This window comes from Kitasatospora sp. NPDC004614 (assembly GCF_042873675.1).
Classification (GTDB): domain Bacteria; phylum Actinomycetota; class Actinomycetes; order Streptomycetales; family Streptomycetaceae; genus Kitasatospora.
Window position 1 is genome coordinate 89,820 of sequence record NZ_JBIALR010000008.1, and the last position, 22,107, is coordinate 111,926.

22 protein-coding genes and 1 pseudogene are annotated in these 22,107 nt (G+C 72.5%); 7 read left to right on the plus strand and 16 right to left on the minus strand.

The features are described from left to right. Positions 1 to 29: 29 nt before the first annotated feature. Entirely contained in the window at positions 30 to 2,348 is a 2,319-nt protein-coding gene (locus ACFYST_RS18905; protein WP_387863965.1) for a Tex family protein, read from the minus strand. Between the two features lie 238 nt (positions 2,349 to 2,586). On the opposite strand from ACFYST_RS18905, the gene ACFYST_RS18910 reads away from it, so the two are divergent. Further along, on the plus strand, positions 2,587 to 3,864 hold the full coding sequence (locus ACFYST_RS18910; protein ID WP_387645550.1) for a glycosyltransferase 87 family protein: 1,278 nt from the start codon (positions 2,587 to 2,589) through the stop codon (positions 3,862 to 3,864). A 32-nt stretch (positions 3,865 to 3,896) separates the two neighbouring features. After that, positions 3,897 to 4,280: a PPOX class F420-dependent oxidoreductase gene (locus ACFYST_RS18915; RefSeq protein WP_387863733.1), complete on the plus strand. Its 384-nt coding sequence runs from the start codon at positions 3,897 to 3,899 to the stop codon at positions 4,278 to 4,280. Between the two features lie 4 nt (positions 4,281 to 4,284). On the opposite strand, the gene ACFYST_RS18920 is transcribed toward ACFYST_RS18915, so the two are convergent. The 8 genes and pseudogenes from ACFYST_RS18920 to ACFYST_RS18955 form a co-directional block, all read right to left on the minus strand. Continuing rightward, a complete protein-coding gene (locus ACFYST_RS18920) occupies positions 4,285 to 5,061 on the minus strand; it encodes an SGNH/GDSL hydrolase family protein (protein ID WP_387863736.1) in 777 nt (258 codons plus the stop codon). Positions 5,062 to 5,098: 37 nt separating this feature from the next. Then, on the minus strand, positions 5,099 to 6,352 hold the full coding sequence (locus ACFYST_RS18925; protein ID WP_387863738.1) for a cytochrome P450: 1,254 nt from the start codon (positions 6,350 to 6,352) through the stop codon (positions 5,099 to 5,101). Between the two features lie 140 nt (positions 6,353 to 6,492). Further along, positions 6,493 to 7,293: a family 1 encapsulin nanocompartment shell protein gene (locus ACFYST_RS18930; RefSeq protein WP_387645560.1), complete on the minus strand. Its 801-nt coding sequence runs from the start codon at positions 7,291 to 7,293 to the stop codon at positions 6,493 to 6,495. Continuing rightward, the gene (locus ACFYST_RS18935) at positions 7,290 to 8,351 is read right to left on the minus strand and encodes a Dyp-type peroxidase (RefSeq protein WP_387863740.1); all 1,062 of its coding nucleotides are present in this window, start codon (positions 8,349 to 8,351) and stop codon (positions 7,290 to 7,292) included. The genes ACFYST_RS18930 and ACFYST_RS18935 overlap by 4 nt, the downstream gene beginning before the upstream one ends. A 113-nt stretch (positions 8,352 to 8,464) precedes the next feature. After that, complete coding sequence (locus tag ACFYST_RS18940) at positions 8,465 to 8,977, minus strand: hypothetical protein (protein ID WP_387863742.1); 513 nt, start codon at positions 8,975 to 8,977, stop codon at positions 8,465 to 8,467. A gap of 11 nt (positions 8,978 to 8,988) precedes the next feature. After that, a complete protein-coding gene (locus ACFYST_RS18945; RefSeq protein ID WP_387863745.1) occupies positions 8,989 to 9,453 on the minus strand; it encodes a hypothetical protein in 465 nt (154 codons plus the stop codon). 37 nt (positions 9,454 to 9,490) lie between these two features. Further along, positions 9,491 to 9,655, minus strand: a complete 165-nt coding sequence (locus tag ACFYST_RS18950) for a hypothetical protein (protein ID WP_387863748.1) — start codon at positions 9,653 to 9,655, stop codon at positions 9,491 to 9,493. Positions 9,656 to 9,761: 106 nt separating this feature from the next. After that, a pseudogene (locus ACFYST_RS18955) lies at positions 9,762 to 10,118 on the minus strand (winged helix-turn-helix transcriptional regulator); the annotation flags it as partial. 99 nt (positions 10,119 to 10,217) lie between these two features. Here ACFYST_RS18955 and ACFYST_RS18960 point away from each other — a divergent pair. Beyond that, entirely contained in the window at positions 10,218 to 11,429 is a 1,212-nt protein-coding gene (locus ACFYST_RS18960; protein ID WP_387863751.1) for a pyridoxal phosphate-dependent aminotransferase, read from the plus strand. 7 nt (positions 11,430 to 11,436) lie between these two features. Here ACFYST_RS18960 and ACFYST_RS18965 read toward each other — a convergent pair whose 3' ends face one another. Together ACFYST_RS18965 and ACFYST_RS18970 are read right to left on the minus strand one after the other, a co-directional pair. Further along, positions 11,437 to 11,700: a hypothetical protein gene (locus ACFYST_RS18965; RefSeq protein ID WP_387863754.1), complete on the minus strand. Its 264-nt coding sequence runs from the start codon at positions 11,698 to 11,700 to the stop codon at positions 11,437 to 11,439. Between the two features lie 157 nt (positions 11,701 to 11,857). Further along, entirely contained in the window at positions 11,858 to 12,589 is a 732-nt protein-coding gene (locus ACFYST_RS18970) for a DUF6215 domain-containing protein (RefSeq protein ID WP_387863755.1), read from the minus strand. Between the two features lie 125 nt (positions 12,590 to 12,714). Between ACFYST_RS18970 and ACFYST_RS18975 the strand changes: the two genes are divergently transcribed. Both ACFYST_RS18975 and ACFYST_RS18980 read left to right on the plus strand, forming a co-directional pair. Beyond that, positions 12,715 to 14,532, plus strand: a complete 1,818-nt coding sequence (locus ACFYST_RS18975) for a HEAT repeat domain-containing protein (RefSeq protein WP_387863758.1) — start codon at positions 12,715 to 12,717, stop codon at positions 14,530 to 14,532. Between the two features lie 85 nt (positions 14,533 to 14,617). Continuing rightward, complete coding sequence (locus ACFYST_RS18980) at positions 14,618 to 15,082, plus strand: hypothetical protein (protein ID WP_387645579.1); 465 nt, start codon at positions 14,618 to 14,620, stop codon at positions 15,080 to 15,082. A gap of 7 nt (positions 15,083 to 15,089) precedes the next feature. Here ACFYST_RS18980 and ACFYST_RS18985 read toward each other — a convergent pair whose 3' ends face one another. The 4 genes from ACFYST_RS18985 to ACFYST_RS19000 form a co-directional block, all read right to left on the minus strand. After that, positions 15,090 to 15,422: a YnfA family protein gene (locus ACFYST_RS18985; RefSeq protein ID WP_387645581.1), complete on the minus strand. Its 333-nt coding sequence runs from the start codon at positions 15,420 to 15,422 to the stop codon at positions 15,090 to 15,092. A gap of 68 nt (positions 15,423 to 15,490) precedes the next feature. After that, positions 15,491 to 17,113, minus strand: coding sequence for a purple acid phosphatase family protein (locus ACFYST_RS18990; RefSeq protein WP_387863761.1), 1,623 nt, complete (start codon positions 17,111 to 17,113; stop codon positions 15,491 to 15,493). A 155-nt stretch (positions 17,114 to 17,268) separates the two neighbouring features. Further along, positions 17,269 to 18,045 carry an aminotransferase class IV gene (locus tag ACFYST_RS18995; RefSeq protein ID WP_387863763.1) on the minus strand — a complete coding sequence of 259 codons (777 nt, stop codon included), beginning with the start codon at positions 18,043 to 18,045 and terminating at the stop codon, positions 17,269 to 17,271. 26 nt (positions 18,046 to 18,071) lie between these two features. After that, positions 18,072 to 18,890, minus strand: a complete 819-nt coding sequence (locus tag ACFYST_RS19000) for a class I SAM-dependent methyltransferase (RefSeq protein ID WP_387645589.1) — start codon at positions 18,888 to 18,890, stop codon at positions 18,072 to 18,074. Between the two features lie 157 nt (positions 18,891 to 19,047). On the opposite strand from ACFYST_RS19000, the gene ACFYST_RS19005 reads away from it, so the two are divergent. Then, positions 19,048 to 19,788 (plus strand): hypothetical protein, encoded by a 741-nt coding sequence (locus ACFYST_RS19005; RefSeq protein ID WP_387863765.1) that lies wholly within the window; start codon positions 19,048 to 19,050, stop codon positions 19,786 to 19,788. A 52-nt stretch (positions 19,789 to 19,840) separates the two neighbouring features. Next, positions 19,841 to 20,341 carry a DinB family protein gene (locus tag ACFYST_RS19010; RefSeq protein ID WP_387863767.1) on the plus strand — a complete coding sequence of 167 codons (501 nt, stop codon included), beginning with the start codon at positions 19,841 to 19,843 and terminating at the stop codon, positions 20,339 to 20,341. A gap of 8 nt (positions 20,342 to 20,349) precedes the next feature. On the opposite strand, the gene ACFYST_RS19015 is transcribed toward ACFYST_RS19010, so the two are convergent. Beyond that, the gene (locus tag ACFYST_RS19015; protein ID WP_387863770.1) at positions 20,350 to 22,008 is read right to left on the minus strand and encodes an FAD-binding dehydrogenase; all 1,659 of its coding nucleotides are present in this window, start codon (positions 22,006 to 22,008) and stop codon (positions 20,350 to 20,352) included. Positions 22,009 to 22,107: the final 99 nt, after the last annotated feature.

Here is a 22,107-nt window from a genome sequence, read left to right on the forward strand (position 1 = left end):
CATGGGACCGGCCGTCGTGCGGAGGCCTGCTACTTGCCCAGGCCCGCGCGGCGGAGGGCGTCGGCCATCGCCGAGTTGGCGGGCGGCGGCGGGGTGCGGTCGTTCTGGCGGCGGTCCTGGCGCGGGGGGCGGGAGTCGCGGCGGGGTGCGCTCTCGCGGGGGGCTGCGGCAGGACGGGTATCGTCGTCGAGGCGCAGGGTGAGGCCGATGCGCTTGCGCTGGACGTCGACGGCGGTGACCTTGGCGCGGACGATGTCGCCGGGCTTGACGACCTCGCGCGGGTCCTTGACGAAGTTCTTGGAGAGCGCGGAGACGTGCACCAGGCCGTCCTGGTGGACGCCGATGTCGACGAAGGCGCCGAACGCGGCGACGTTGGTGACGACGCCCTCCAGGATCATGCCGATCTCCAGGTCGGAGATCTTCTCGACGCCGTCCTTGAAGCTGGCGGTCTGGAACGCGGGCCGCGGGTCGCGCCCGGGCTTGTCGAGTTCGCCGAGGATGTCGGTGACGGTCGGCACGCCGAACTTGTCGTCGGCGAAGTCGCCGGGCCGCAGCGAACGCAGCACGGCGCCGTTGCCGATCAGGGCGCCCAGTTCGCCGCCGGTCGCGGCGAGGATCCGTCGCACCACGGGGTAGGCCTCGGGGTGCACCGCGGACGCGTCGAGCGGGTCGTCGCCGTCGGGGATGCGCAGGAAGCCCGCGCACTGTTCGAACGCCTTCGGGCCGAGCCGTGCGACGTCCTTGAGCGCGCGCCGGGTCCGGAACGGCCCGTTCGCGTCGCGGTGGGCGACGATGTTGTCGGCCAGGGTGCCGGTGATGCCGGAGACCCGGGTGAGCAGCGGCGCGGAGGCGGTGTTGACGTCGACGCCGACGGCGTTGACGCAGTCCTCGACGACGGCGTCCAGCGAGCGGGAGAGCTTGAGTTCGCTCAGGTCGTGCTGGTACTGGCCGACGCCGATCGACTTGGGGTCGATCTTGACGAGTTCGGCCAGCGGGTCCTGCAGGCGGCGGGCGATGGAGACGGCGCCGCGGATGGAGACGTCCAGCTCGGGCAGTTCCTGGGCGGCGAACGCGGAGGCGGAGTACACGGACGCGCCGGCCTCGCTGACCATCACCTTGGTGAGCCCGAGCTCGGGGTGGCGCTTGATCAGGTCGGCGGCGAGCCGGTCGGTCTCCCGGGAGGCGGTGCCGTTGCCGATCGCCACCAGGTCGACGTTGTGTTCCGCGGCGAGCCGGGCGAGCACGCCCAGCGCCGCGTCCCACTTGTTGGCGGGCTGGTGCGGGTAGATCGTCTCGTACGCGACGACCTTGCCGGTGGCGTCGACCACGGCGACCTTGACGCCGGTGCGGAAGCCGGGGTCGAGGCCCATGGTGGCGCGGGTGCCGGCGGGGGCGGCGAGCAGCAGGTCGCGCAGGTTGGCGGCGAAGACGCGCACCGCCTCGTCCTCGGCCTCGGCGCGCAGCCGGGTGCGCTGGTCGATGCCGAGGCGGACCAGGATGCGGGTGCGCCAGGCCCAGCGGACGGTGTCGGTGAGCCACTTGTCGGCGGGCCGGCCGCGGTCGGCGATGCCGAACCGGGCGGAGATCCGCTGTTCGTAGTCGCTCGCGCCGGGGAGGTCGGCCTCTTCGGCGCCGTCGTACGGGGAGAGTTCGAGGTCGAGGACCTCTTCCTTCTCGCCGCGCAGCATGGCGAGGATCCGGTGCGAGGGCAGCTTGGTGTACGGCTCGGCGAAGTCGAAGTAGTCGGCGAACTTGGCGCCGTCCTGCTCCTTGCCGTCGCGGACCTTGGCGACCAGCCGGCCGCGGGTCCACATCCGGGTGCGCAGCGAGCCGACCAGGTCGGCGTCCTCGCCGAAGCGTTCGACGAGGATCGCGCGGGCGCCGTCCAGCGCGGCGGCGGCGTCGGCGACCTGCTCGCCCAGGAACGTGGCGGCGAGCGCGGCCGGGTCCTGGGTCGGGTCGGCGAGCAGCGTGTCGGCGAGCGGTTCGAGGCCGGCCTCGCGGGCGATCTGCGCCTTGGTGCGCCGCTTGGGCTTGTACGGGAGGTAGATGTCCTCGAGGCGGGCCTTGGAGTCGGCGGCGAGGATCTGGGCGCGCAGCTTGTCGTCGAGCTTGCCCTGGGAGTCGATGGACTCCAGGACGGCGGTCCGGCGCTCCTCCAGTTCGCGCAGGTAGCGCAGCCGCTCCTCGAGGGTGCGCAGCTGGGTGTCGTCGAGGGCGCCGGTGGCTTCCTTGCGGTAGCGCGCGATGAAGGGGACGGTCGCTCCGCCGTCGAGCAGGCCGACGGCGGCCTGCACCTGGTTCTCGCGGACGCCCAGTTCCTCGGCGATCTTGCGTTCGACGGGCATGGTCACGATGCCGGTCACCCTTTCTGGTGGTTTCGCTTTCTCGCCCGTGCATTCTGGCAGGTCCGGCCGACGGATATCCGTCGGCCGGGTGGCGGCAGGGGGCGTGGCGCGTTCCGGGGACGTCGGCGGACACGCACCGGCGCCCATCAAGGCGTGCCCGATTTGTCTGATATGAGAAAGTTCGCACGAAGGCTCGCCCCTGTAGTACGACCGCAGTACGACCGCACTGGAGGACACGGTGGCGCAGGTCCCCGCCCGGCCGATCCGCTGGACCCGCCCCGCGACCTGGCCGCGCGAGGTCGTCGCGCTGGCCGTGTACTGGATCGCCAGCCGGATGCTGATGATCGGCGTGATCCGCTCGGGCCGGCCCGAGAACGCCGTCGAGGTGGAGTGGCTGTACCAGGGCTGGTCCCAGGTGCTGCGCACCGGCACCTTCCCGGTGAACGACGTCACCTGGCAGTACCCGCCGGGCGCGGCGCTGTCGATGCTCGCGCCCGACCTGCTGCCGTTCCTGACGTACCTTCAGGCGTTCTGGCTGCTGATGCTGATCGCCGATGCACTGACCCTGTGGGCGCTGCTGCGGGTCTCGCTGGGGCGGCCCGGCCGTTCGACGTCGGGCGCGTGGATGTGGACGCTGACGCTGCCGCTGCTGCTCGGCCTGCCGTACGGCCGCTACGACCTGGCGGTGACGGCGCTGGCGGTGCTCGCGCTGCTGCTGCTTCCGGCCCGGCCGCGGCTGGGCGGGGCGCTGGCCGGGATCGGCGCGATGGTCAAGGTGTGGCCGGCGCTGACGGTGCTCGGCACCCCGCGCGGCCGCACCACCCGGCAGGCGTGGACGTCGATGGTGGTCGCCGCGCTCGCCCTGCTGCTGGTGCTGGCCGCGCTGTTCGACCACGCCTTCGACTTCCTGCACGCGCAGCGCGCCCGCGGCGTGGAGATCGAGTCGCTGGGCGGCACGGCCTTCCAGGTGGCCCGGCTGTTCGGCTGGCCCGGCCGGGTCGAGCACCACTACGGCTCGATGGAGTTCCTCGGCCCGTACGTGCACCGGGCGTCCCAGCTGTCCCTGCTGCTGACCGCCGCCGCGTTCGGCTGGCTGCTGCTGTGGCGGCTGCGCGCCCGCCGCTGGACGGCCGCCACCCCGTACGACGCGGCGCTCAGCGCGGTGCTGCTGTTCACCCTGACCAGCCGGGTGATCTCCCCGCAGTACCTGATCTGGCTGGTCGGGCTGGCCGCGGTCTGCCTGTCCGTGCGGGGCACCTGCCAGCGGCCGGTGGCGCTGCTGCTGATCCCGGTGGTGGGTCTGACCACCGTCGACTACCCGCTGTTCTTCGAGGCGGCGATGGCCGGCGGCTGGCGGCCCACCGTGGTGATCGTGGCCCGCAACGGGCTGCTGCTGGCGGCGGGCCTGTGGTCGGCCGGCCGGCTGTGGCGGGCCACCGTCCCGTCCCGTGCCCGCCGCGCCGCGGACGCGCCCGCCGGGCCCCGGCCGGACGCCGATCCGGTCCGCACCTCCTGACCGCACCGGCCGCCGGCCGTACACTCGCGGCCATGGCCGACACCGAATTGGACCGGCTCGCCGCCGGGAAGTACCTGCTGGTCACCAGTTACCGCAAGGACGGCAGCGCCGTGCCGACCGCGGTGTGGATGGTGCGCGACGGCGACACCCTCGGGGTGTGGACCGCCGCCGAATCGTGGAAGGTCAAGCGGATCCGGCGGCGCGCCGACGTCCTGGTCGGCGCGTGCGACCTGCGCGGCAACCCCAGCGGCGAGAGCGTGCCGGCCACCGCGACGATCGCCGACGCGGCCACCACCGAGCGCTACCGGAAGCTGCTCGCCCGCAAGTACCACGTGCTCTTCTGGCTCACCCACCTCGGCAGCCTGCTGCGCCGCGGCCGGACCGGCACCGTCGGGCTCACGATCCGGCTCTCCTGACGCCTTACGCCTGGTAGGGCAGCAGCTCGGGCCGCTTGGCGGGCCGCCCGTCGCCGGAGGAGCGGCCGCGCAGCCGCCGGCCGATCCACGGGCCGACGTGGGTGCGCAGCCAGCGGGCGTCCTCGCGGACCTTCTGGCCCCGGGTGCGGGTGTCGAGCTCGGCGAGCGGCGCCCGCCAGTCCTCCTCGGACGGGCGGCCGAGCGCCTCCAGCACCGCCAGCGCGACCCGGCGGTGGCCCTCCGGCGACAGGTGCAGCCGGTCCTCCGCCCACAGCCGGCGGTCGTCGAACGCGGGCGCCGAGAACAGGTCGACCAGCACCGCCCGGCCCGGGTACTCCCGCACCGTCCGTTCGACGAACGCCTTCATCCGCAGGATCGCCGGCAGCAGTCGCGCGCTGCCGACCATCCGCCGGGTCGGGTCGGTCGAGGTGAACAGCACCACGGTGCGGCCCTCGGCGACCAGTTCGGCCGTGCACTCGCCGAGCCGCCGTTCCACCTCGGCGACGTCGCACCCGGGCCGCAGTACGTCGTTCAGCCCGCCCGCCAGCGTCACCAGGTCGGCGTCGGTCGCGGCCGCCAGGCCCACCTGCTCGTCCCGGATCTGGCCGATCAGCTTGCCCCGCACGGCGAGGTTCGCATACCGGAAGCCGTCCTGCTCGGCCGCCAGCACGCCCGCGACCCGGTCCGCCCAGCCCAGGAACTCCCCGTCCGGCAGGACGTCGTCGCACATCCCCTCGGTGAACGAGTCCCCGACCGCCACCATCGCCCGGTACTGCCGCACACCGCCTCCTGGATTTTCGCTCCTGCCCCGCCCCACCCTACCCAGGCGTAACCGGGGCGCTGCGGGGCCGGGGCACCACCTCCACGGCCTCCGGGCCGTTGACGACCAGCGACGGGAGGCGGGCGGGCCGCTGCCCGGGTTCGGCCAGGGCCAGCTCGGGCAGTCGCTCGAACAGGGTGCTCAGTGCCACCTCCGCCTCCAGCCGGGCCAGCGGTGCGCCGACGCAGAAGTGCGGGCCGTGGCCGAACGCCAGGTGGCTCTTGTCCGCGCGGGTGGGGTCGAACTCGTCGGGGCGGTCCGGGTGTTCCTGCGGGTCGCGGCCCGCGGCGGCGAAGCCGACCATGATCGGGTCGCCCTTGGCGATCAGCACGCCCTCGCCGAGGTCGATGTCCTCCAGCGCGTACCGCAGCGGGACGTACATGACGGGGCCTTCCACCCGCAGCGTCTCCTCGATCACGTCCGTCCAGTCGATCGTGCCCGCCCGCAGCCGGGCCAGTTGCTCGGGGTGGGTGAGCAGTTCCAGCGCGGCGCTGGAGATCAGGTTGACGGCCGTCTCGAAGCCGGCGGCGATCATCGTGAACAGCGTACCGACCAACTCGTGTTCCGCCAGCGGCTGTTCGCCCGGCCGGTCGGAGAGCAGCAGGTCGCTGGTCAGGTCCGCGCCCGGGTTGGCCCGCTTGTGGGCGGCCAACTCGCCGAGGCGCTCGTAGAGTTCGTTCTGCACGGCGAGCGCGGCGTCCTCGGCCATGGAGGAGTCCAGCGCGCGGTCGATCAGCGCGCCCAGCCTCTCGCGCCGCTCCTCGGGCACGCCGAACAGGTCGCAGATCACCGTCATGGTCAGCGGCCTCGCCAGCGCGGACCGCAGGTCGGCGCGCTCACCCGGCGCGAGCGCGCCGAGTGCCGCCACCAGCTGGTCGGCCATCGCCTGCACCTGGGGGCGCATCAGTTTGACCCGGCGCGGCATGAAGCTCGGGGCGATCCGGCCCCTGGCCCGGCGGTGCTCCTCGCCGTACCGGTTCACCAGGCTGTCCTGGAACGCCACCGACCCCAGCACCCAGCCTTCCGGCACGTCCGCCACCCCCGGCCAGTGGCGGCGGAAGTCCCGCGACACCCGCGGGTCGGTGGTCAGTGCCTGGATCACGCTGTGCCTGGTCACCGACCAGGCGCGGACCCGGCCCGGCAGCTCGACCAGCACCGCCGGGCCCTGCACCCGCAGTTCGGCGGCCTCCGCGTGCGGCGAGGCCGCAGTGGGGTCGAGAAACGGACACTTGGGAACGGAAGGATCGGACACGGCGTGCTCCCCTCATCACCGAACGCCCTTGCGATGCCTCACATCGTGGCGCCCCCGCCCGGCACCCGGAAGCCTCCCTTCACCATTGGCCTGATTCCGCCCCTCCCAACGCCAACTCCCGCTCCACTAAAGCCACTTGATCAGTCGGAGGTGAGGGACACCGAGGCCTCGGGGGTGTGCAGTTGGAAGGTGAGCGACTCCTGCAGGTAGAGGTGGACGGTGCTGTCGTCGTGCGAGAGGTAGCCGATCGACAGGTCCTCGCCGAGGTGGAGTTCGAAGTCGCCGCCGCGGGCGGAGAGCAGGATGGCGCCCTCGACGGCTGGGGCCCAGATGATGTCGCCGTCGAGCAGCCGGGCGAGGTGGTTGTGGACGGGATAGCCATGGTCGGAGGTCTCGTTGACGGCGGTGAAGATGTCGGCGCCGAGCAACAGCGAGTAGGGGCCGCCGACGCCGGCCAGGCGCAGCGCGGTGAGGCCGCGGCTGACGGCGTTGGGGTACTCGCGGACGTCGGCGGGCAGGGCGACGGGGTGGTTGCTGGAGCCGTCCCGGATGCCGGTGATGCCGGCGGCGGACCAGCCGTCGAAGACGGCGCGGTCCTCGGCGAGGGCGATGGTGCGGGCGGCGTCCTTGACCGGGTCCCAGTCGGAGTCCTTGGAGCCGCGTTCGACGTCGTCCACGGCGGCCCGGGTGACGGTGAACGGGACGCGCAGTTCGACCAGTGCCCGGCATTCCCGGGCCCGGGCCTGGACGTTGTAGGACGGGGCGGCGATGTCGGCGAGGTGGCCGGTGCCGATCGCGGCGAGTTCCGGCCCGTCGGGGCCGAGCAGGTCGATCACCCGGCGGCCGGCCAGGTGCAGGGTGAAGGTGCGCCGGGCCTCCTCCTCGATTTCGGCCCAGGCGGCGGCGGAGACGGGCGCCAGCTCGCGGTGCAGGTTGTTCACGGGGAGAGACTCCTCTTCAGGCTGCCGATGTGGAGACTGCCGTCCCGGGCCGCCGAAGGTGCGGACGGTTCCGGTGGCTGCGGTGCGGACGGTGCGTCGGTGCGTGCCCGGGCCGCGTCGGGGGTGCCGGGCGCGGGCGGCGGGTCGCTCAGGAAGTCCTTGCTCGGGACGTGGAAGAGCGTCCCGGTGACGGGAGTCGAGAAGTCCAGCAGCCGGTCGTGGGTGGCGGGCCCGCGGCCGAGGAACATGTTGCGGAGCATCTCCTCGGTCACCCACGGGTCGCGGGCGTAGCCGATGAAGTAGGTGCCGCACTCGCCGCCCTCGGTGAACGAGCCGAACGGCATGTTCAGCCGCCAGATGTCGAGCCCCTCGCCGTCCGGCCCGGTGACGGTGTTCAGCGCGACGTGCGAGTCCGCGGGCTTGGCCGCATCGTCCAGTTCGACGTTGTCGAGCTTGGTGCGCCCGATGATCAGCTCCTGCCGTTCGGTGCTGAGCGCGTTCCAACCGGCCATGTCGTGCAGGTACTTCTGCACGATGACGTAGGAGCCGCCGGCGAACGCCGGGTCCTCCTCGCCGATCAGCACGGCGTCGGTGGCGTCCTGGCCGACCGGGTTCTCCGTGCCGTCGACGAAGCCGATCAGGTCGCGGCAGTCGAAGTACCGGAAGCCGTGCGTCTCGTCGAGGACGCTCACCGCGGCGCCGAGCCGGCCGGTGATCCTGGTGGCGAGTTCGAAGCACAGGTCCATGCGTTCGGCGCGGACGTGCAGCAGCAGGTCGCCGGGGGTGGCGGGGGCGAGGTGCCGGGAGCCGGCCAACTCCTCGAAGGGGTGCAGCCCGGCGGGGCGGGGGCCGGCGAACAGCCGGTCCCAGGCGTCCGATCCGATGCCGACGACCAGGGCCAGCCCGTCGTGCGGGGCGCGGCTGCCGACCGAGCGGGTCAGCCCGCCGAGGTCGGGCAGCAGGTCGCGGACGGCCTGCTCGCCACCGTCCTCGATGCCGAGCACCAGGAACACGGCGGCCCCGGTCAGATTGGCGAGGACCGGTTGGGGCTGCGGCATGGCGGATGCTCCCAGGGGGGACGATCGGACGCCCGCCGACCATACCGGGCAAAAGGCCCAAGACTCCGCGATAGCACCCTAATCGGGCGTGTCCCCCGGCCGCGGAACCGGTGTCAGCCGGACGCCCCGATCGCGACCACGGTCAGCATCAGCAGCGCGAACAGGCCGCCGTACACGGCGAGATGGAAGCGGCCCCCGCGGCCGGTGAAGCGCAGCCAGTGGGGGCCCGGCTCGTCGACGGACTCGCCGCACAGGGCGCCGAAGACCGTGCCGAACAGCAACACCCCCGGGACGTAGCCGAACAGCAGTTGAGCGAGGCCCGACTGCTCGTCCGGATCCTCGACATAGAGGTCACCGAGGGCGGTCACGAACATGACGACCAGCAGGAGCAGGAGCAGCGCGACCAGCACGGCGGGCCGCCGGTTCACGGGCCGGCGGTCCCACAGCGAGCGCATGGGGCCGCCCGCCGGAATGAGCGCCGCACCCTGTAGGCCGGACGGGAACTCGCTGTCGCCGAGCAGCGCCATGACGCCCCAGGCCAGCAGGATCAGGGCCACCCCCAGGACCGCCCCGAGCGCCCCCGCCACCAGCCCGCCCAGCGCGCGCGAACGGTCGGTCTCCGGCATGTCCCCTCCTCCTACTGGGCGTTGAGCACCGCGATCCCCGAATCCCCGGCCTCGAACCCGGCGAGCAGTTCGTCCAGGGTATGCACCGGCCCGAGGTGGTCGATCAGCAGGACGGCCTGCTTCTCGCCGTCCTGCTCGGCCGGCTCAAAGTCGGTAACGAGTTCGCGGCGCAGCAGCATCACCCAGCCGCCCTCGTCCAACTGTCGCTCTGGTGCGGCGAGTTCCTCGTCGAGCACGGCCCGCTGGGCGACCAGCGTGACGGCCAGCCGGTCGCCGGTGCGGGTGTAGCGGGCGGAGAGGTCGAAGGGCAGCAGGTAGAAGACGCCCTCCTCGCCCTCGTGGCCGCGGTCCAGCAGGCGGAAGGCGGCCTGTTCACCGGGGTCGGCGGACTCGCCGTCCAGCGAGAGCAGCACCCCGATCTCGTCCGGCCCGAACGGGGGTACGGCGGTGATCCACATGCGCGAGGAGTCGTCCATGGCCGCCAGCCAAGCACAACTCGCCGACAGCACCGGGCTATTGGGCCGGTCCGCCGCCGGTCCAGGTGTGGTTGGCGGAGCGGTGGTGCTGGGCCGCCGCGACGTCCCGGCCGACGGCGGCGCGGTGGGCCTCGGTGTGGTCGTACGCCGGGCGCCGGCGCCCGAACCGGCGGCGTGACCAGCGGTAGACATCGACAAGCATCGCGATTGGACGCAGCACAGCGGAACCCCCCGTTCGCCGCCGGGCGACCGGTCGTGCCCGGACGACGTGATTTTACCCAACTGTGGTACGGCTCAACTCATTTGGCGGCGTACCAGTGTCCGCGGAAGGCGTCGGTCGGGCGCGGCTCGCCGAGTTCGGGGGTGCCCCAGTGGGCGAGCGCCTCGATGACGGGGCGCAGTTCGATGCCGCGGTCGGTGAGTTCGTAGACGGTGGCGTTGGCGGGGCGCTCCAGGCGGCGGCGCTCGACCAGTCCTTCGGCCTCCAGCTGCTTGAGGCGGGTCGCCAGGATGTCGGTGGAGACGCCCGGCAGGTCGGCGTGCAGGTCGGTGTAGCGGCGCGGTCCGCCGAGGAGTTCACGGACGATCAGGAGGCTCCAGCGCTCCCCGACCGCGTCCAGGGCGCGGGCGACGGCGCAGTACTGGTCGTAGCTTCGGCGTGGCATGTCGTCAGCATAGCCAAGAAGTTGGACTTTCCAAGTGCTCACTTGGTAGAACGAAGCAAGCCGGCCGCAGGGGCTCGGTGACGGGTCGGGAGGCCGCTGATGGAGTTTCGCCAGTCCAGCAAGCTGAAAGACGTGTGCTACGAGATCCGCGGCCCGGTCGTCGACACCGCCAACGCCCTGGAGGAGGCCGGCCACAGCGTCCTGCGCCTGAACACCGGCAACCCGGCGCCGTTCGGCTTCGAGGCGCCCGAGGAGATCGTCCAGGACATCGTCCGCAACCTCGCCAACGCGCACGGCTACAGCGACTCCCGCGGCATCCTGCCGGCCCGCCGCGCCGTCGTGCAGTACTACCAGCAGCGCGGCGTCCCGAACGTCGGCGTGGACGACGTGTACCTCGGCAACGGCGTCTCCGAGCTGATCCAGATGAGCGTGCAGGCCCTGGTGGACACCGGCGACGAGGTGCTCGTCCCAATGCCGGACTACCCGCTCTGGACGGCCGTGGTGACCTTCGCCGGCGGCAAGGCGGTGCACTACCTGTGCGACGAGGAGTCCGACTGGTACCCGGACCTGGACGACATCGCCTCGAAGATCACCGACCGCACCAAGGCCATCGTGGTGATCAACCCGAACAACCCGACCGGCGCGGTCTACCCGAAGGAACTCCTCGAAGGCCTGCTCGACCTGGCACGCCGTCACAACCTGATGGTCTTCGCCGACGAGATCTACGACAAGATCCTCTACGACGGCGTCGAGCACCACTGCCTGGCCGCCCTTGCCGACGACGTCCTCACCCTCACCTTCAACGGCCTCTCCAAGTCCTACCGGGTGGCCGGCTTCCGCAGCGGCTGGCTGGTCGTCTCCGGCCCCAAGCAGCGCGCCAAGGACTACCTCGAAGGCCTCACCATGCTGGCCGGCATGCGCCTGTGCCCCAACGTGCCCGCCCAGTACGCCGTCCAGGCCGCGCTCGGCGGCCGGCAGTCCATCAACGACCTGGTCCTGCCGAACGGCCGCCTCACCGAACAGCGCGACGTCACCTGGCGGGCGCTGAACGAGATCCCCGGCGTCTCCTGCGTCAAGCCGCGCGGCGCGCTCTACGCCTTCGCCAAGCTCGACCCCGCCGTCCACAAGATCGTCGACGACGAGCGCTTCGTCCTCGACCTGCTGCTCCGCGAGAAGATCCACATCGTCCAGGGCACCGGCTTCAACTGGCCCCGCCCCGACCACTTCCGCTTCGTCACCCTCCCCCGCGCCGACGACCTGGAGACGGCCATCAACCGGATCGGGCGCTTCCTGGCCACCTACCGCCAGTAGCGGCGCGTCAGCCGACGGCCGGGGCCGCTCGCCGCTCCGGCCGGGCCCCAGCCGTCCAGGGTGGGCAGATCTTCTCGGCGAGGCGGAGCAGCATCTCGCGGTTCACCGGGCCACCGTCGTCGCGCCACACGGCCAACTCGACGCAGCCGCCGGAGCCGTCCGCGTTCCGGGCCGCCAGGAGGGTCTCGGTCCTGCCGCCGGGGCCGCCACCGGACTTGGCCTTGCCCGCGGAGTCGAAGCTGATCCAGGACGTGGGCTCCGAGTGGCCCATGGCCGGCCGACCGGCCACCGGGTCGCCGAGCGGGCTGACGCCGGTCGGCCTGCCCGCCGCGTCGTACCGGACGGTGGGGTATCCGGTCCCGGCTCGGCGCCCGGCTCAGCGCGCCCGGCTCGGCGCCCGGCTCAGCGCGCCCGGCTCGGCGCCCGGCTCAGCGCCCGCCGAACGGCCGGACCGGGGTCTGGGACGGGGACGGCCGGGGCGACTTGCCCGGCTCGGCGGCGAGCGGGGGCGAGGGCCAGCCGTCCAGGGTGGGTATCAGCTTCTCGGCCAGCGTGTTCAGCCGCAGGCCGTTCACCTCGCCGCCCTGGACGTCCCAGATGACCAGTTCGAGGGAACCGCCGCTGCCGTCCGCGTTCTGGGCGACCGACAGGTGTTCGGCCCGGCCGCTGGACCGCTCGGCAGGGGCGGCCGTGCCGGGGCCGAGCCGGAAGGCGATCGTCGGGTCCGAGTAGTGCATCGTGGGCCGGCCGGCGACGTGGTCCAGGCCGGCGACCACGTCGAGGAGGGCGCTGTCCGCGTCGTACTGCCGGGTGGGATGCACCGACAGGGCGACCTTGACACTGCCGATCTGCACCTCCGCCGCCGACCTGGGGGCGGTCAGCAGGAAGCTCGCGGGCTGTGCGATCGAGACGTGCTCACCCGGCAGGTCCAGCAGCTGCGGCAGATCGGGGCGGTTCAGCGCGGCGCAGGTCGCCGGATAGCCCGGGTCGTCACTCGCGGTGGGCGGCCTGCAGGCAGCCGGCTCGGCACCCCCCGGCCCGACCGCCGACGGCATCAACCCGGAGCCCCAGGCCACCGTGCCCAGCAGGACCAGCGCCCCCACCGCCGACATCCCCCACACCCACTGGCTCGTGATCCGCTGCACCGGCTGCTCCGCCATGCCCCACCCTCGTGATCATCCGCTGTCGAAACCAGGCGAACCTAGCACAGTAGTTCGAACCCGCACCGGCAGCTCCCAGCAGGGAGGCTGGCGGCGCGGGCACCCGGTCGCCCACAATGCGCGGCATGCGAACCTCGGCCGTCCGGGCCTTCACCCACCGTCAACTCCGCGGCCGCACCGTCATGTTCGACGGCACCCCGACCCTGGCACTGGACGGCATCGAACAGCTCGCCACCGCCGTCGCCGCCCGCACCGCCGACCCGATCACCGTCGCCGCCGTCTACGTGCACGGCCTGGCGGAACACGGCGGGTGGCGGCGCCCGCAGCTGGTCGAGGCCGGGATCGACACCCGGCTGATCGACGCCGCCGAGGGCGTCCGGGCCGAGGCGACCGCGCGCCTCCGCCTCTCCGCCAAGTCCCTTGCGCGGGGCGCCCTGATCCGCGACTGCCGGCGCACCGTACCGGGGCCGAGAGCCGCGATGGCCGAATACTGGGCCTGGCAGCGGGCCGAAGCCGACCTGGTCCGGCACGGCGCCCCCGATGCCGTCGGCATCCGGCAGCTGATCGCCGACCTGGAATCCGCCGACCCCGAGACCGCCCATTACGCCAGGGTGATGTGCGATCGGATCCGTCCCGCGGAAGCGGTCGAACCGCTGCTCGCCGCCGCCGACCGGCTGGACCCGGCCCAGGCACACAACGGACGGCTCACCCTGATCCAAGTCGCCGCCAGCTGCATGACCACCGCCCAACTGCCGCTCGCCCTGCGCCTGGTCACCTACCCCGACGAGCTGCTGCGCGACAGCGCGGCCCGGGTCCTGCGCCGCCTCGACGACCCCGCCGCCCGCGCAGCCGTCACCGAGTACGACCTACAGCGGCTGCGCCCGGTCCTGGGGCTCGCCGAGGACGAACCGACGCCCCGCCGGCCGCAGGAGATCAACCGCCGGCTGATCGCCCTCGTCACCGCCGACCCGTCACACCTCGGCGCCGTCCGCGCCCTGGGCCGCCACGGCGACGCGTCCGCCCTGCCCGTGCTGACGGCCGCCCTCGGCCACCGGAGCAGTGTGCTGCAGCGCGCCGCCGACGAGGCGATCGAGGCGATCGGCGGCACCGAGGCCCGCCGTCGCGCCGCCCTCGCCGTGCTGCGCGACCCGACCGCCGCACCCGACCGGGCCGCGCATGTCGCCCACCGGCTCGAACTCACCGAGGCCGTCCCCGAGTTGATCGCCGCCATCGGCCGCACCAACGGGGTCGTCCACGACGTCGTGGTGGCCCTCACCCGACTCGGCGCGACCGAGGCGGTGCCCGCCCTCGTCGACGCCTTCCGCCGCGCGAAGTGGGCACAGCCGATGCTGATCACGGCCCTGACACAGCTCGGCCCCGACCCGGCCGTGGACCTGCTCCTCGCCGAGGCCCGCAACCCGCTCCACGGCAACCGCACGCTGGTCATGAACGCCCTGGCCCGCTGCACCGACCGACGCGCCACCGACCTGGTCGTCACCCTCCTGCTGAACGGCGTGGTCCGAACCGAGCTGGTCCGCCCGCTGGCCGAGCGCGGCGACCCCGAACTGTTCGACGTGCTGGTCGAGTTGGTCAACACCACGACCAACCGGAAGATCCGGCGACTCGCCACCCACGGCATCCGGCGGATCGCCGAGACCGACCCCGCCCTGGTCGAGCGTCGGATCCCCTGGATCCGCGAACCGATCTCCCGAACCTGGCTCGAACCCCGGCTCCCGGACGGACCGGAGCGGCTGAAGCGCCTCGAAGCCGCCACCCGGGACGGCGACCAGCGGGTACGCGCCCAGGCCGTCAAGTCACTTGCGCTGATCGGCACTTCGGAGGCCTTCGCGGTGATCCGGCAGCTGCGCGAGGACCCGAGCCGGCACGTCCGGGCCTGCGTCGAAGGTACGTTGCCGCACCGCGCTCCGGTTGCCGATCGATAACGAACCCATCACTCGAACTACACGGCTCGCACACACTCGGAAGGATGGCGTCCCGTCCTGAGCCGCCCTTCCGAGATGAGCCGTCTTGTCCTTCTCCCTCCGCCTGCGCCGGGCCTCCGCGGCCGGTGCGCTGCTGGCCGCCGCACTGTTCGCCACCGCCTGCGAGCCCGCCGACACGGCGCCCGCCGCGCCGTCCACACCCGCCGCCGTCAGCAGCAGCGCGCCATCGCCCAGCGCGTCCGAGACGCCGTCGCCCACGCCGACACCGAGCCCGACGCCGAGCGCCACGCCGAGCCCGAGCGCCGAGACGCCGACCCCGCCGGCCACCCAGCCGCCGCAGCCCGCGCCGAAGACCACCACCGCCAAGCCGCCGGCGGAGCCGACGCACACGCAGGAGGCGGCGGGGTGCCACCCGTTGTCGAACGCGGGGAACTGTTACAAGGCGGGCCAGTACTGCCGGGCTTCGGACCACGGGGTGTCGGGTACGGACGCCTCGGGGCGCACCATCCGGTGCGAGGACAAGAACGGCTGGCGGTGGGTCGCGGCCTGAGGCCCGCTCAGCGACGCGGTCCGTACATGATCACGCCGACGCCGGCCAGGCAGATCAGCGCGCCGAACACGTCCCAGCGGGTGGGGCGGAAGCCGTCCACGACGACGCCCCACAGCAGGGAGCCCGCCACGAAGACCCCACCGTACGCGGCCAGCACCCGGCCGAAGTTGGCGTCGGGCTGGAGGGCGGCGGTGAAGCCGTACAGGCCGAGCGCGAGGACGCCGAGGCCGGCCAGCCACCACGGGCGGGACTCGCGAACGGACTGCCAGACCAGCCAGCAGCCGCCGATCTCCAGCAGCGCGGCCACGGCGAACAACATGATCGAACGGGCGGTACTCACCGAACAACCCTAGACGGCGGCGCCCCCGGACCCGACAGCACCGGGGCCGGGGGCGCCGCACGTGGGCGTCAGTGACCGTGCTCGCTGCGGCCCGCGCGGCGGGTGATCGAGTAGTGGTCGATCTGGGTGCCGTTCTCGGCGAGCGCGGTGACCTTCATGGTGCTGGTCGCACCACGGTGCGCCGGGGTGACGTCCACCTTGATGAACGAGTAGCCGGTGTAGCGGACCCGCGACCACTGCACGGTCTCCGCGACCTTCACGCTGCCCTTGTCGAAGTGGTAGGTGACCACCTCGTCCTGGTGGTTCTCGTGGCCCTCGTAGGTGTCGGGGGCGTCGAACGAGTACAGGCTGCGGCCGGCCGCACCGGCGGTCACGTACACCACGCCGTCCTTGGCCGGGTCGATGCCGGCGCCGCTCGGCACCGCCTTGTTGACCTTGTTGCCGAGGATCGCGTCGGTGCGCTCGTACACGTGGTTGTGGCCGTTGATGACCAGGTCCACGCGGTACTTCTCGAACAGCGGCACCCAGGCGTCCCGGACGCCGCCGTCGGAGGCGTGCTGGTGGGTGGTGGAGAAGGCGCAGTGGTGGAAGAAGACCACCACGAAGTCGATCGCCTCGTCCGCCCGCAGCTGGCGCAGCTTGCGCTCCAGCCACTCGGTCTGGCGGCCCGCGGTGATGCCCAGGTTGGCCGGGATCTCGTAGGAGACGTCGTTGGCGTCCAGCGAGATGACGCCCACGTTGCCGTAGTTGAACGCGTAGACGCCGGGCGCCTTGCGCGGGTCCGGGCCGTTGGTCGGCAGGGTGAAGCGGGCGTCGTCGCCGCCGTACCCGTTGTGCGAGTACCAGGCCTCCATGTCGTGGTTGCCGTAGGCGACCATCCACGGGATCCTCGCCGCCACCGTCTCGGTCTGCGCGAGGAACGCGTCCCAGGTCAGCGCGTTGAACGCGACGCGGTCGCTGTCCTTGCCCTGGCCCATCGGGTCGGCGTAGCAGATGTCGCCGGCGTGCAGGTGGAACACCGGCTTCTGGGCCAGGATCACGTGGTCGTTGCCGGCCGCGTGCGAGGAGACGCCCTGGTCACCGAAGGCGGTGAAGGTGAACGGCTCGAACGGGCGGCCCCGCCGGCCGTTGCGGGACGGCGCGGTGGTGAAGGTCTGGAGCGTCGAGATCGCCTGCTGCGACGCCGGGTCGAAGCCCTCGTGGCCGACGCCGTAGTAGTAGGTGGTGCCGGGCTGCAGGTGGTTCAGCTCCACGTGCAGGTAGTACTGGTCGACCGGGGTGGCACCGTCGACCAGCGCGGGGGTGTGCAGCGCCCGGACCTCGGCCTCGATCTTGTGGCTGAGCTCCCACGGGTGCCGGCCGAAGCGCAGGAACGGCTTCTTCACCGGCGCCGGCACCTGCCAGGACACCCGCATCTGGGTGTCGGCCTCGGCACCGAACTGCAGGTGACGACCGACCGGGGCGACCAGCGCACCGGACACCGCGTCCGTCGCGTTGCCCTGCTTCGCGGCCTGGTCGGCGAACGCCGTGCCGGAGCCCAGCGCCCCGCCGACGGCCAGCACGCCGACCGTCACCGCGCTGGAGCGCAGCAGGGTGCGGCGGGAGAGCTTGCTGCGCAGGTACTCGTGCTGCTCGGCCATGTTCATGCGAGCGGCCAGCTGGGCGGGCACGCCCATGTTGGGGATATCCATGCGCGGGAGACTGTCAGTGGCCGGTGGCCGCCATCCGGATGCTCGGTGAACGAGCGTCATCGTGTCGGTCTGGCCGAGCACATGATCAGACCATGTGTTGGCAAAGCCACCTCCGCCGCGAGGTGCCCGGCCCGATCATGACTCGTCGTCACAGCTCACAGCGGGTCACCCGGCACCTCCAGGTACGCCGCCCGCAACCGCGCCAGGCCCGCCGCCTCGACATCGAACTCCCGGCCGTCCACCGCCGCCACCGCCCGCACGCCGGTGGTCGCATTGGTCGCGAACACCGCGTCCACGCCCACCAGTTCCTTCCCCACCCTGGCGAACTCCCCACCGCACGCCTCGCGCAGCAGCGCCATCGCCGTACCCGCCAGGTACTCCCCCTGCGGCCACACCACCTCACCGCCCCGCAGGAACCCGACGTTCCACGTCGCGCCCTCCGTCAGCCCGCCCGCCTCGTCCACGAACAGCGCGTCGTCGAACCCCGCCTGCTGCGCGAGCCGCCGCTGCCGCAACGCCCCGAACAGCGCCACGCTCTTCACCTCCGGCAGATCCCGCCGGTACCGCACCGTCCGCACCCTCGTCGCCCCCGGCACCCCACTCCCCGCCGAACGGGCCGTCACCAACACCCGGGGATGCGCCGGCCCCCCGACACTCCCCAGGTCGATCGCCGGATCGAACAACGTCACCCGCACCACCACCGCCCCCCGCGCCGGAGCCTGCCGCCGCGCCAACTCCCGCACCCACTCCCGATCCGGCCGCACCCCGAACACCGCCGCACAGTCCCGCTCCAACCGCGCCAGATGCAACCCCAGCCCCCGCACCCGGCCGTCCTCCACCAACATCGTGGTGAAGTGCCCGTAGTTCGTCAGTGCCAGCACCTGCAACTCCCCGACCGTCACCGGCCGCCCGTCCAACTCCGCTCTGTTCACGCTCCCCATTCTCCGCACCCGCCCACTCAGTACCGGCACACCAGCTCCCCGCCGAGGCACCCGATCCGGAATGCCCCCTCGGACTCGATCACGTCCGCCACGATCTCGGCCGCCCGCGCCACCGTCTCCCGGAACGGCACCCCGCACTGCCCCGCCCATGCCTCGTACGACGCCAGATGCGCCACCACCGGTGCCGGATCGGTCAGTTCGATCAACCCGGGCAACCGTCGTACTCGCACCTCCCCGAACACCTCGCGGAGAATCCCGGGTGCCCGCTCCAACGAGAACCGCGCACTCAACGACACCCGCCCCGGGCCCTCCGCCACCCCGAGCACATCCCCGGCCGCCCGCGCCCACAACCGGTCCAGCTCCGCCTTGTCGCTCTCACTGTTGGTCGACGCGATCAGCACCCCACCCGGCCGCAGCACCCGCGCCAACTCGCCGACCGCGCCCGGGATGTCGCCCACGTGGTACAGCATGTGCAGGGCCAGCACGGCGTCGACGCTGTTGTCGGCGAAGGGCAGGGCCTGGGCATCGGCCACCAGGACCGGCTTCGGGACATCGGCGAGGATGCCCCATGAGATGTCCATCCCGACGACCTGGAGATCCGGGCGGTCCGTGTGCAGACGGCTGACGAACTTGCCGTTGCCGCAGCCAACATCGAGGACCGTGCCGCTGGTGTCGGCCAGCTCTTCGACGACGATCCCGGGTAGGTCGTACTGCGGCTGCTGCCACCGGTAGATGGACTGACGGGCGGCCAGGTGGCGTCCGTCAGCGTACGCGCTGTTCGCGAGGATGGACTTGTCGGCGACTGCGGCGTCCTGCTGTGCGGTGTTGCTCGTCACTGTGGCAGCTCCGGAGGGTTCGTGAGTGCGGGTCGAGAGCAGGCTTCTCCGACACTCTCATGGAGCCTCAGGGAGCCCGCGTACTTCTCCTCCACGCCGGCTCCCTGCACCCGGTAGCCTCACCCGACGGATTCGCTGCGACAGGTGGGGGTGCCCGATGGCCGGACGGGTTGTGTTCAGGGACGCGGAGGGGCGGGAGCTCACCGAGGGCGACCTGGCCGGGGTGAGCGGGGAGGTGGGGTGGGAGCTCGTCGGGGGTGAGGAAGTACCGGCGCAGGCGCGGCTGTTGCATCAGCGGGGGCGGGAGGCCGGGGAGCGCGGCGAGTACGAGGAGGCGCTCGGGCTGTTGGGGCAGGCTCAGGCGCTGGCGCCGGGGTGGCCGCATCCGTCGTACGACGCGGCGTTCACGGTGTTGTTGCAGGGTGACGCTGTGGGGGCGGAGAAGTTGTACGCGGAGGTGGACCGGATCGCGCCGCGTGGGTTCTTCACCTGCAAGACCACGCTGGACACGCTGCGCCGGGAGCTTCGCGGCGAGCTGTTCGACGGTTTCAGTCAGGCGTTCCTGCAGCTGGAGTGGCTGGAGGATCCGGCGCAGAAGCGTGAGCTGCTCCAGGGCATCGTGCAGCGCTTCCCGGATTTCCCGCCGGCCTGGAAGGAGCTGGCCGCCCTGCTGACCGACCCGGACGAGCAGATCGACGCCCTGGAACGCGGGCTGGCCGGGGACCCGGACGGGGAGACCCGGGGGATGCTGCTGGTCAACAAGGCCCTGCTGCTCCAGCACAGCGACCCCACTGCGGCGGTCGCCGTTCTCGGTTCGCTGGCTCTCGATCCGGAGTCCACGCTCGGCGCCGAGACCATGGCCAAGATCGTCCTGGCCCAGCTGACCGGCCAGGGCTGACCGACCCGGAAATCCCGGTGCGACCCACGCGGCGGCCGGATAGGTTCGAAGGATGACTGCGACCGAGACCCAGCGCCGCCCCGTTCCGTTCAACGACAGCAGCGAACTCGACACCGCGCTGGCCTTCCTGAGGTTCGCCCGGGAGTCCGTCGTCAAGAAGACCGAGGGGCTGACGGAGGAGGAGCTGCGCCGCGTCCTGGTCGGGACGGGGACGAACCTGCTGGGTCTGGTGCAGCACCTGACGGCGGCCGAGCGGTACTGGTTCGGGCACCATGTGGCGGGCCAAATGGCTTACGAGAACGCGGACTTCGACATGGCGGTCCCGGCGAACACCAGCGCCGAGCAGGTGCTGGCCGCGTACGCGGAGGCGATCGAGGCCAGTGACGCGGTGATCGGCGCGTCCGCCGACCTGTCGCGTCCGGTGGCGGTGCCGGTCCGCGAGGAGTTGCTGTCGGTGCGTTGGGTGGTCGCCCACATGACGAGTGAGACGGCCCGGCACGCCGGTCACGCCGACATTCTGCGGGAGCAGATCGACGGCGCGACCGGCCGGTAGTACGCGGATCAGGCCGTAGCGGCTGCGGCCGCCCGGCCGGCGGTGCGGCCGGTGAAGAGGCAGCCGCCGAGGAAGGTGCCTTCGAGGGAGCGGTAGCCGTGGATGCCGCCGCCGCCGAAGCCGGCTGCCTCGCCTGCCGCGTAGAGGCCGTCCAGCACCGAGCCGTCGGAGCGCAGCACGCGGGAGTCGAGGTCGGTGTGCAGGCCGCCGAGGGACTTGCGGGTGAGTATGTGGAGCCGGACGGCTATCAGCGGTCCGGCGGCGGGGTCGAGCAGGCGGTGCGGGGTGGCGGTGCGGATCAGCTTGTCGCCGAGGTAGCGGCGGGCGCCGTGGATCGCGGTGACCTGGAGGTCCTTGCCGAAGGGGTTGGCGATCTCGCGGTCGCGGGCCTCGATCTCGCGGCGCAGCGCGTCGGCGTCGATCGCAGGGGCGCCATCCTGGCGCTCGTTCATGCCGCGCACCAGCTCGTCCACCGTGGAGGCCACCACGAAGTCCGCGCCCCGCTGCTTGAAGGCCTCGACCGGCCCGGGCGCGCCAGGCAGCGCCCGCCCGAGCACCCGTCGAAGGGAACGCCCCGTCAGATCCGGGTTCTGTTCCGAGCCGGAGAGCGCGAACTCCTTCTCGATGATCTTCTGGGTGAGCACGAACCAGGTGTGCTGGTGGCCGGTGCGCATGATGTGGTCGAGGGTGCCGAGGGTGTCGAAGCCGGGGAACAGCGGGACGGGGAGGCGGGCGCCGGTGGCGTCGAGCCAGAGCGAGGACGGGCCGGGCAGGATGCGGATGCCGTGCCGGGCCCAGATCGGGTTCCAGTTCTCGATGCCCTCGGTGTAGTGCCACATCCGGTCGCCGTTGACGAGTCCGGCGCCGGCTTCGGCGGCGACGTCGAGCATCAGGCCGTCGACGTGCGCGGGGACGCCGGAGAGCATCCGGGCGGGCGGGGTGCCGAGCCGTTCGGGCCAGGCGGCGCGGACCTTGTCGTGGTTGCCGCCGATGCCGCCGGAGGCGACGATCACGGCCTGGGCGCGCAGTTCGAACTGCCCGGCGACGGTGCGGGAGCTGGCCTCGCCGCGCGGTACGGCGGACGGCGCGAGGATCTCGCCGGTGACGGTGTCGAGTGAACCGCCGCTCGCGGCAAGGCCGGTGACGCGGTGCCGGAAGCGCAGCGTGACCCGTCCGGCCCGGACGGCGTCGCGGACCCGGCGGGCGAACGGTTCGACCAGGCCGGGCCCGGTGCCCCAGGTGATGTGGAAGCGCGGGACGGAGTTGCCCGGTCCGGTGGCCAGCAGCCCGCCGCGTTCGGCCCAGCCGACCACCGGGAACAGCCGGACGCCCATCGCGTGCAGCCAGGCCCGCTTCTCGCCGGCCGCGAAGTCGACGTACGCCTCGGCCCAGCGGCGCGCCCAGGCGTCCTCGGGGCGGTCGAAGCCGGCGGTGCCGAGCCAGTCCTGCCAGGCGAGTTCGCGGGAGTCCTTGATCCGCATCCGGCGCTGTTCGGGCGAGTCGACGAGGAAGAGTCCGCCGAAGGACCAGTGCGCCTGCCCGCCGAGCGACCCGGCGGGTTCCTGGTCGAGCAGGATGACGCGCCGTCCGGCGTCGGCGAGTTCGGCGGTGGCGGCCAGGCCTGCCAGGCCGGCTCCGATCACGATGACGTCGGCGTCGAGGGCCATCCGAGGTCCTTCCCAGAGACAGTGAGCCCCGATCCTGCGGCCACCGGGCCGCGAGGTCAACCCACCGGTAACAACGCGGGAGCCCCCGCCCCACCGAGT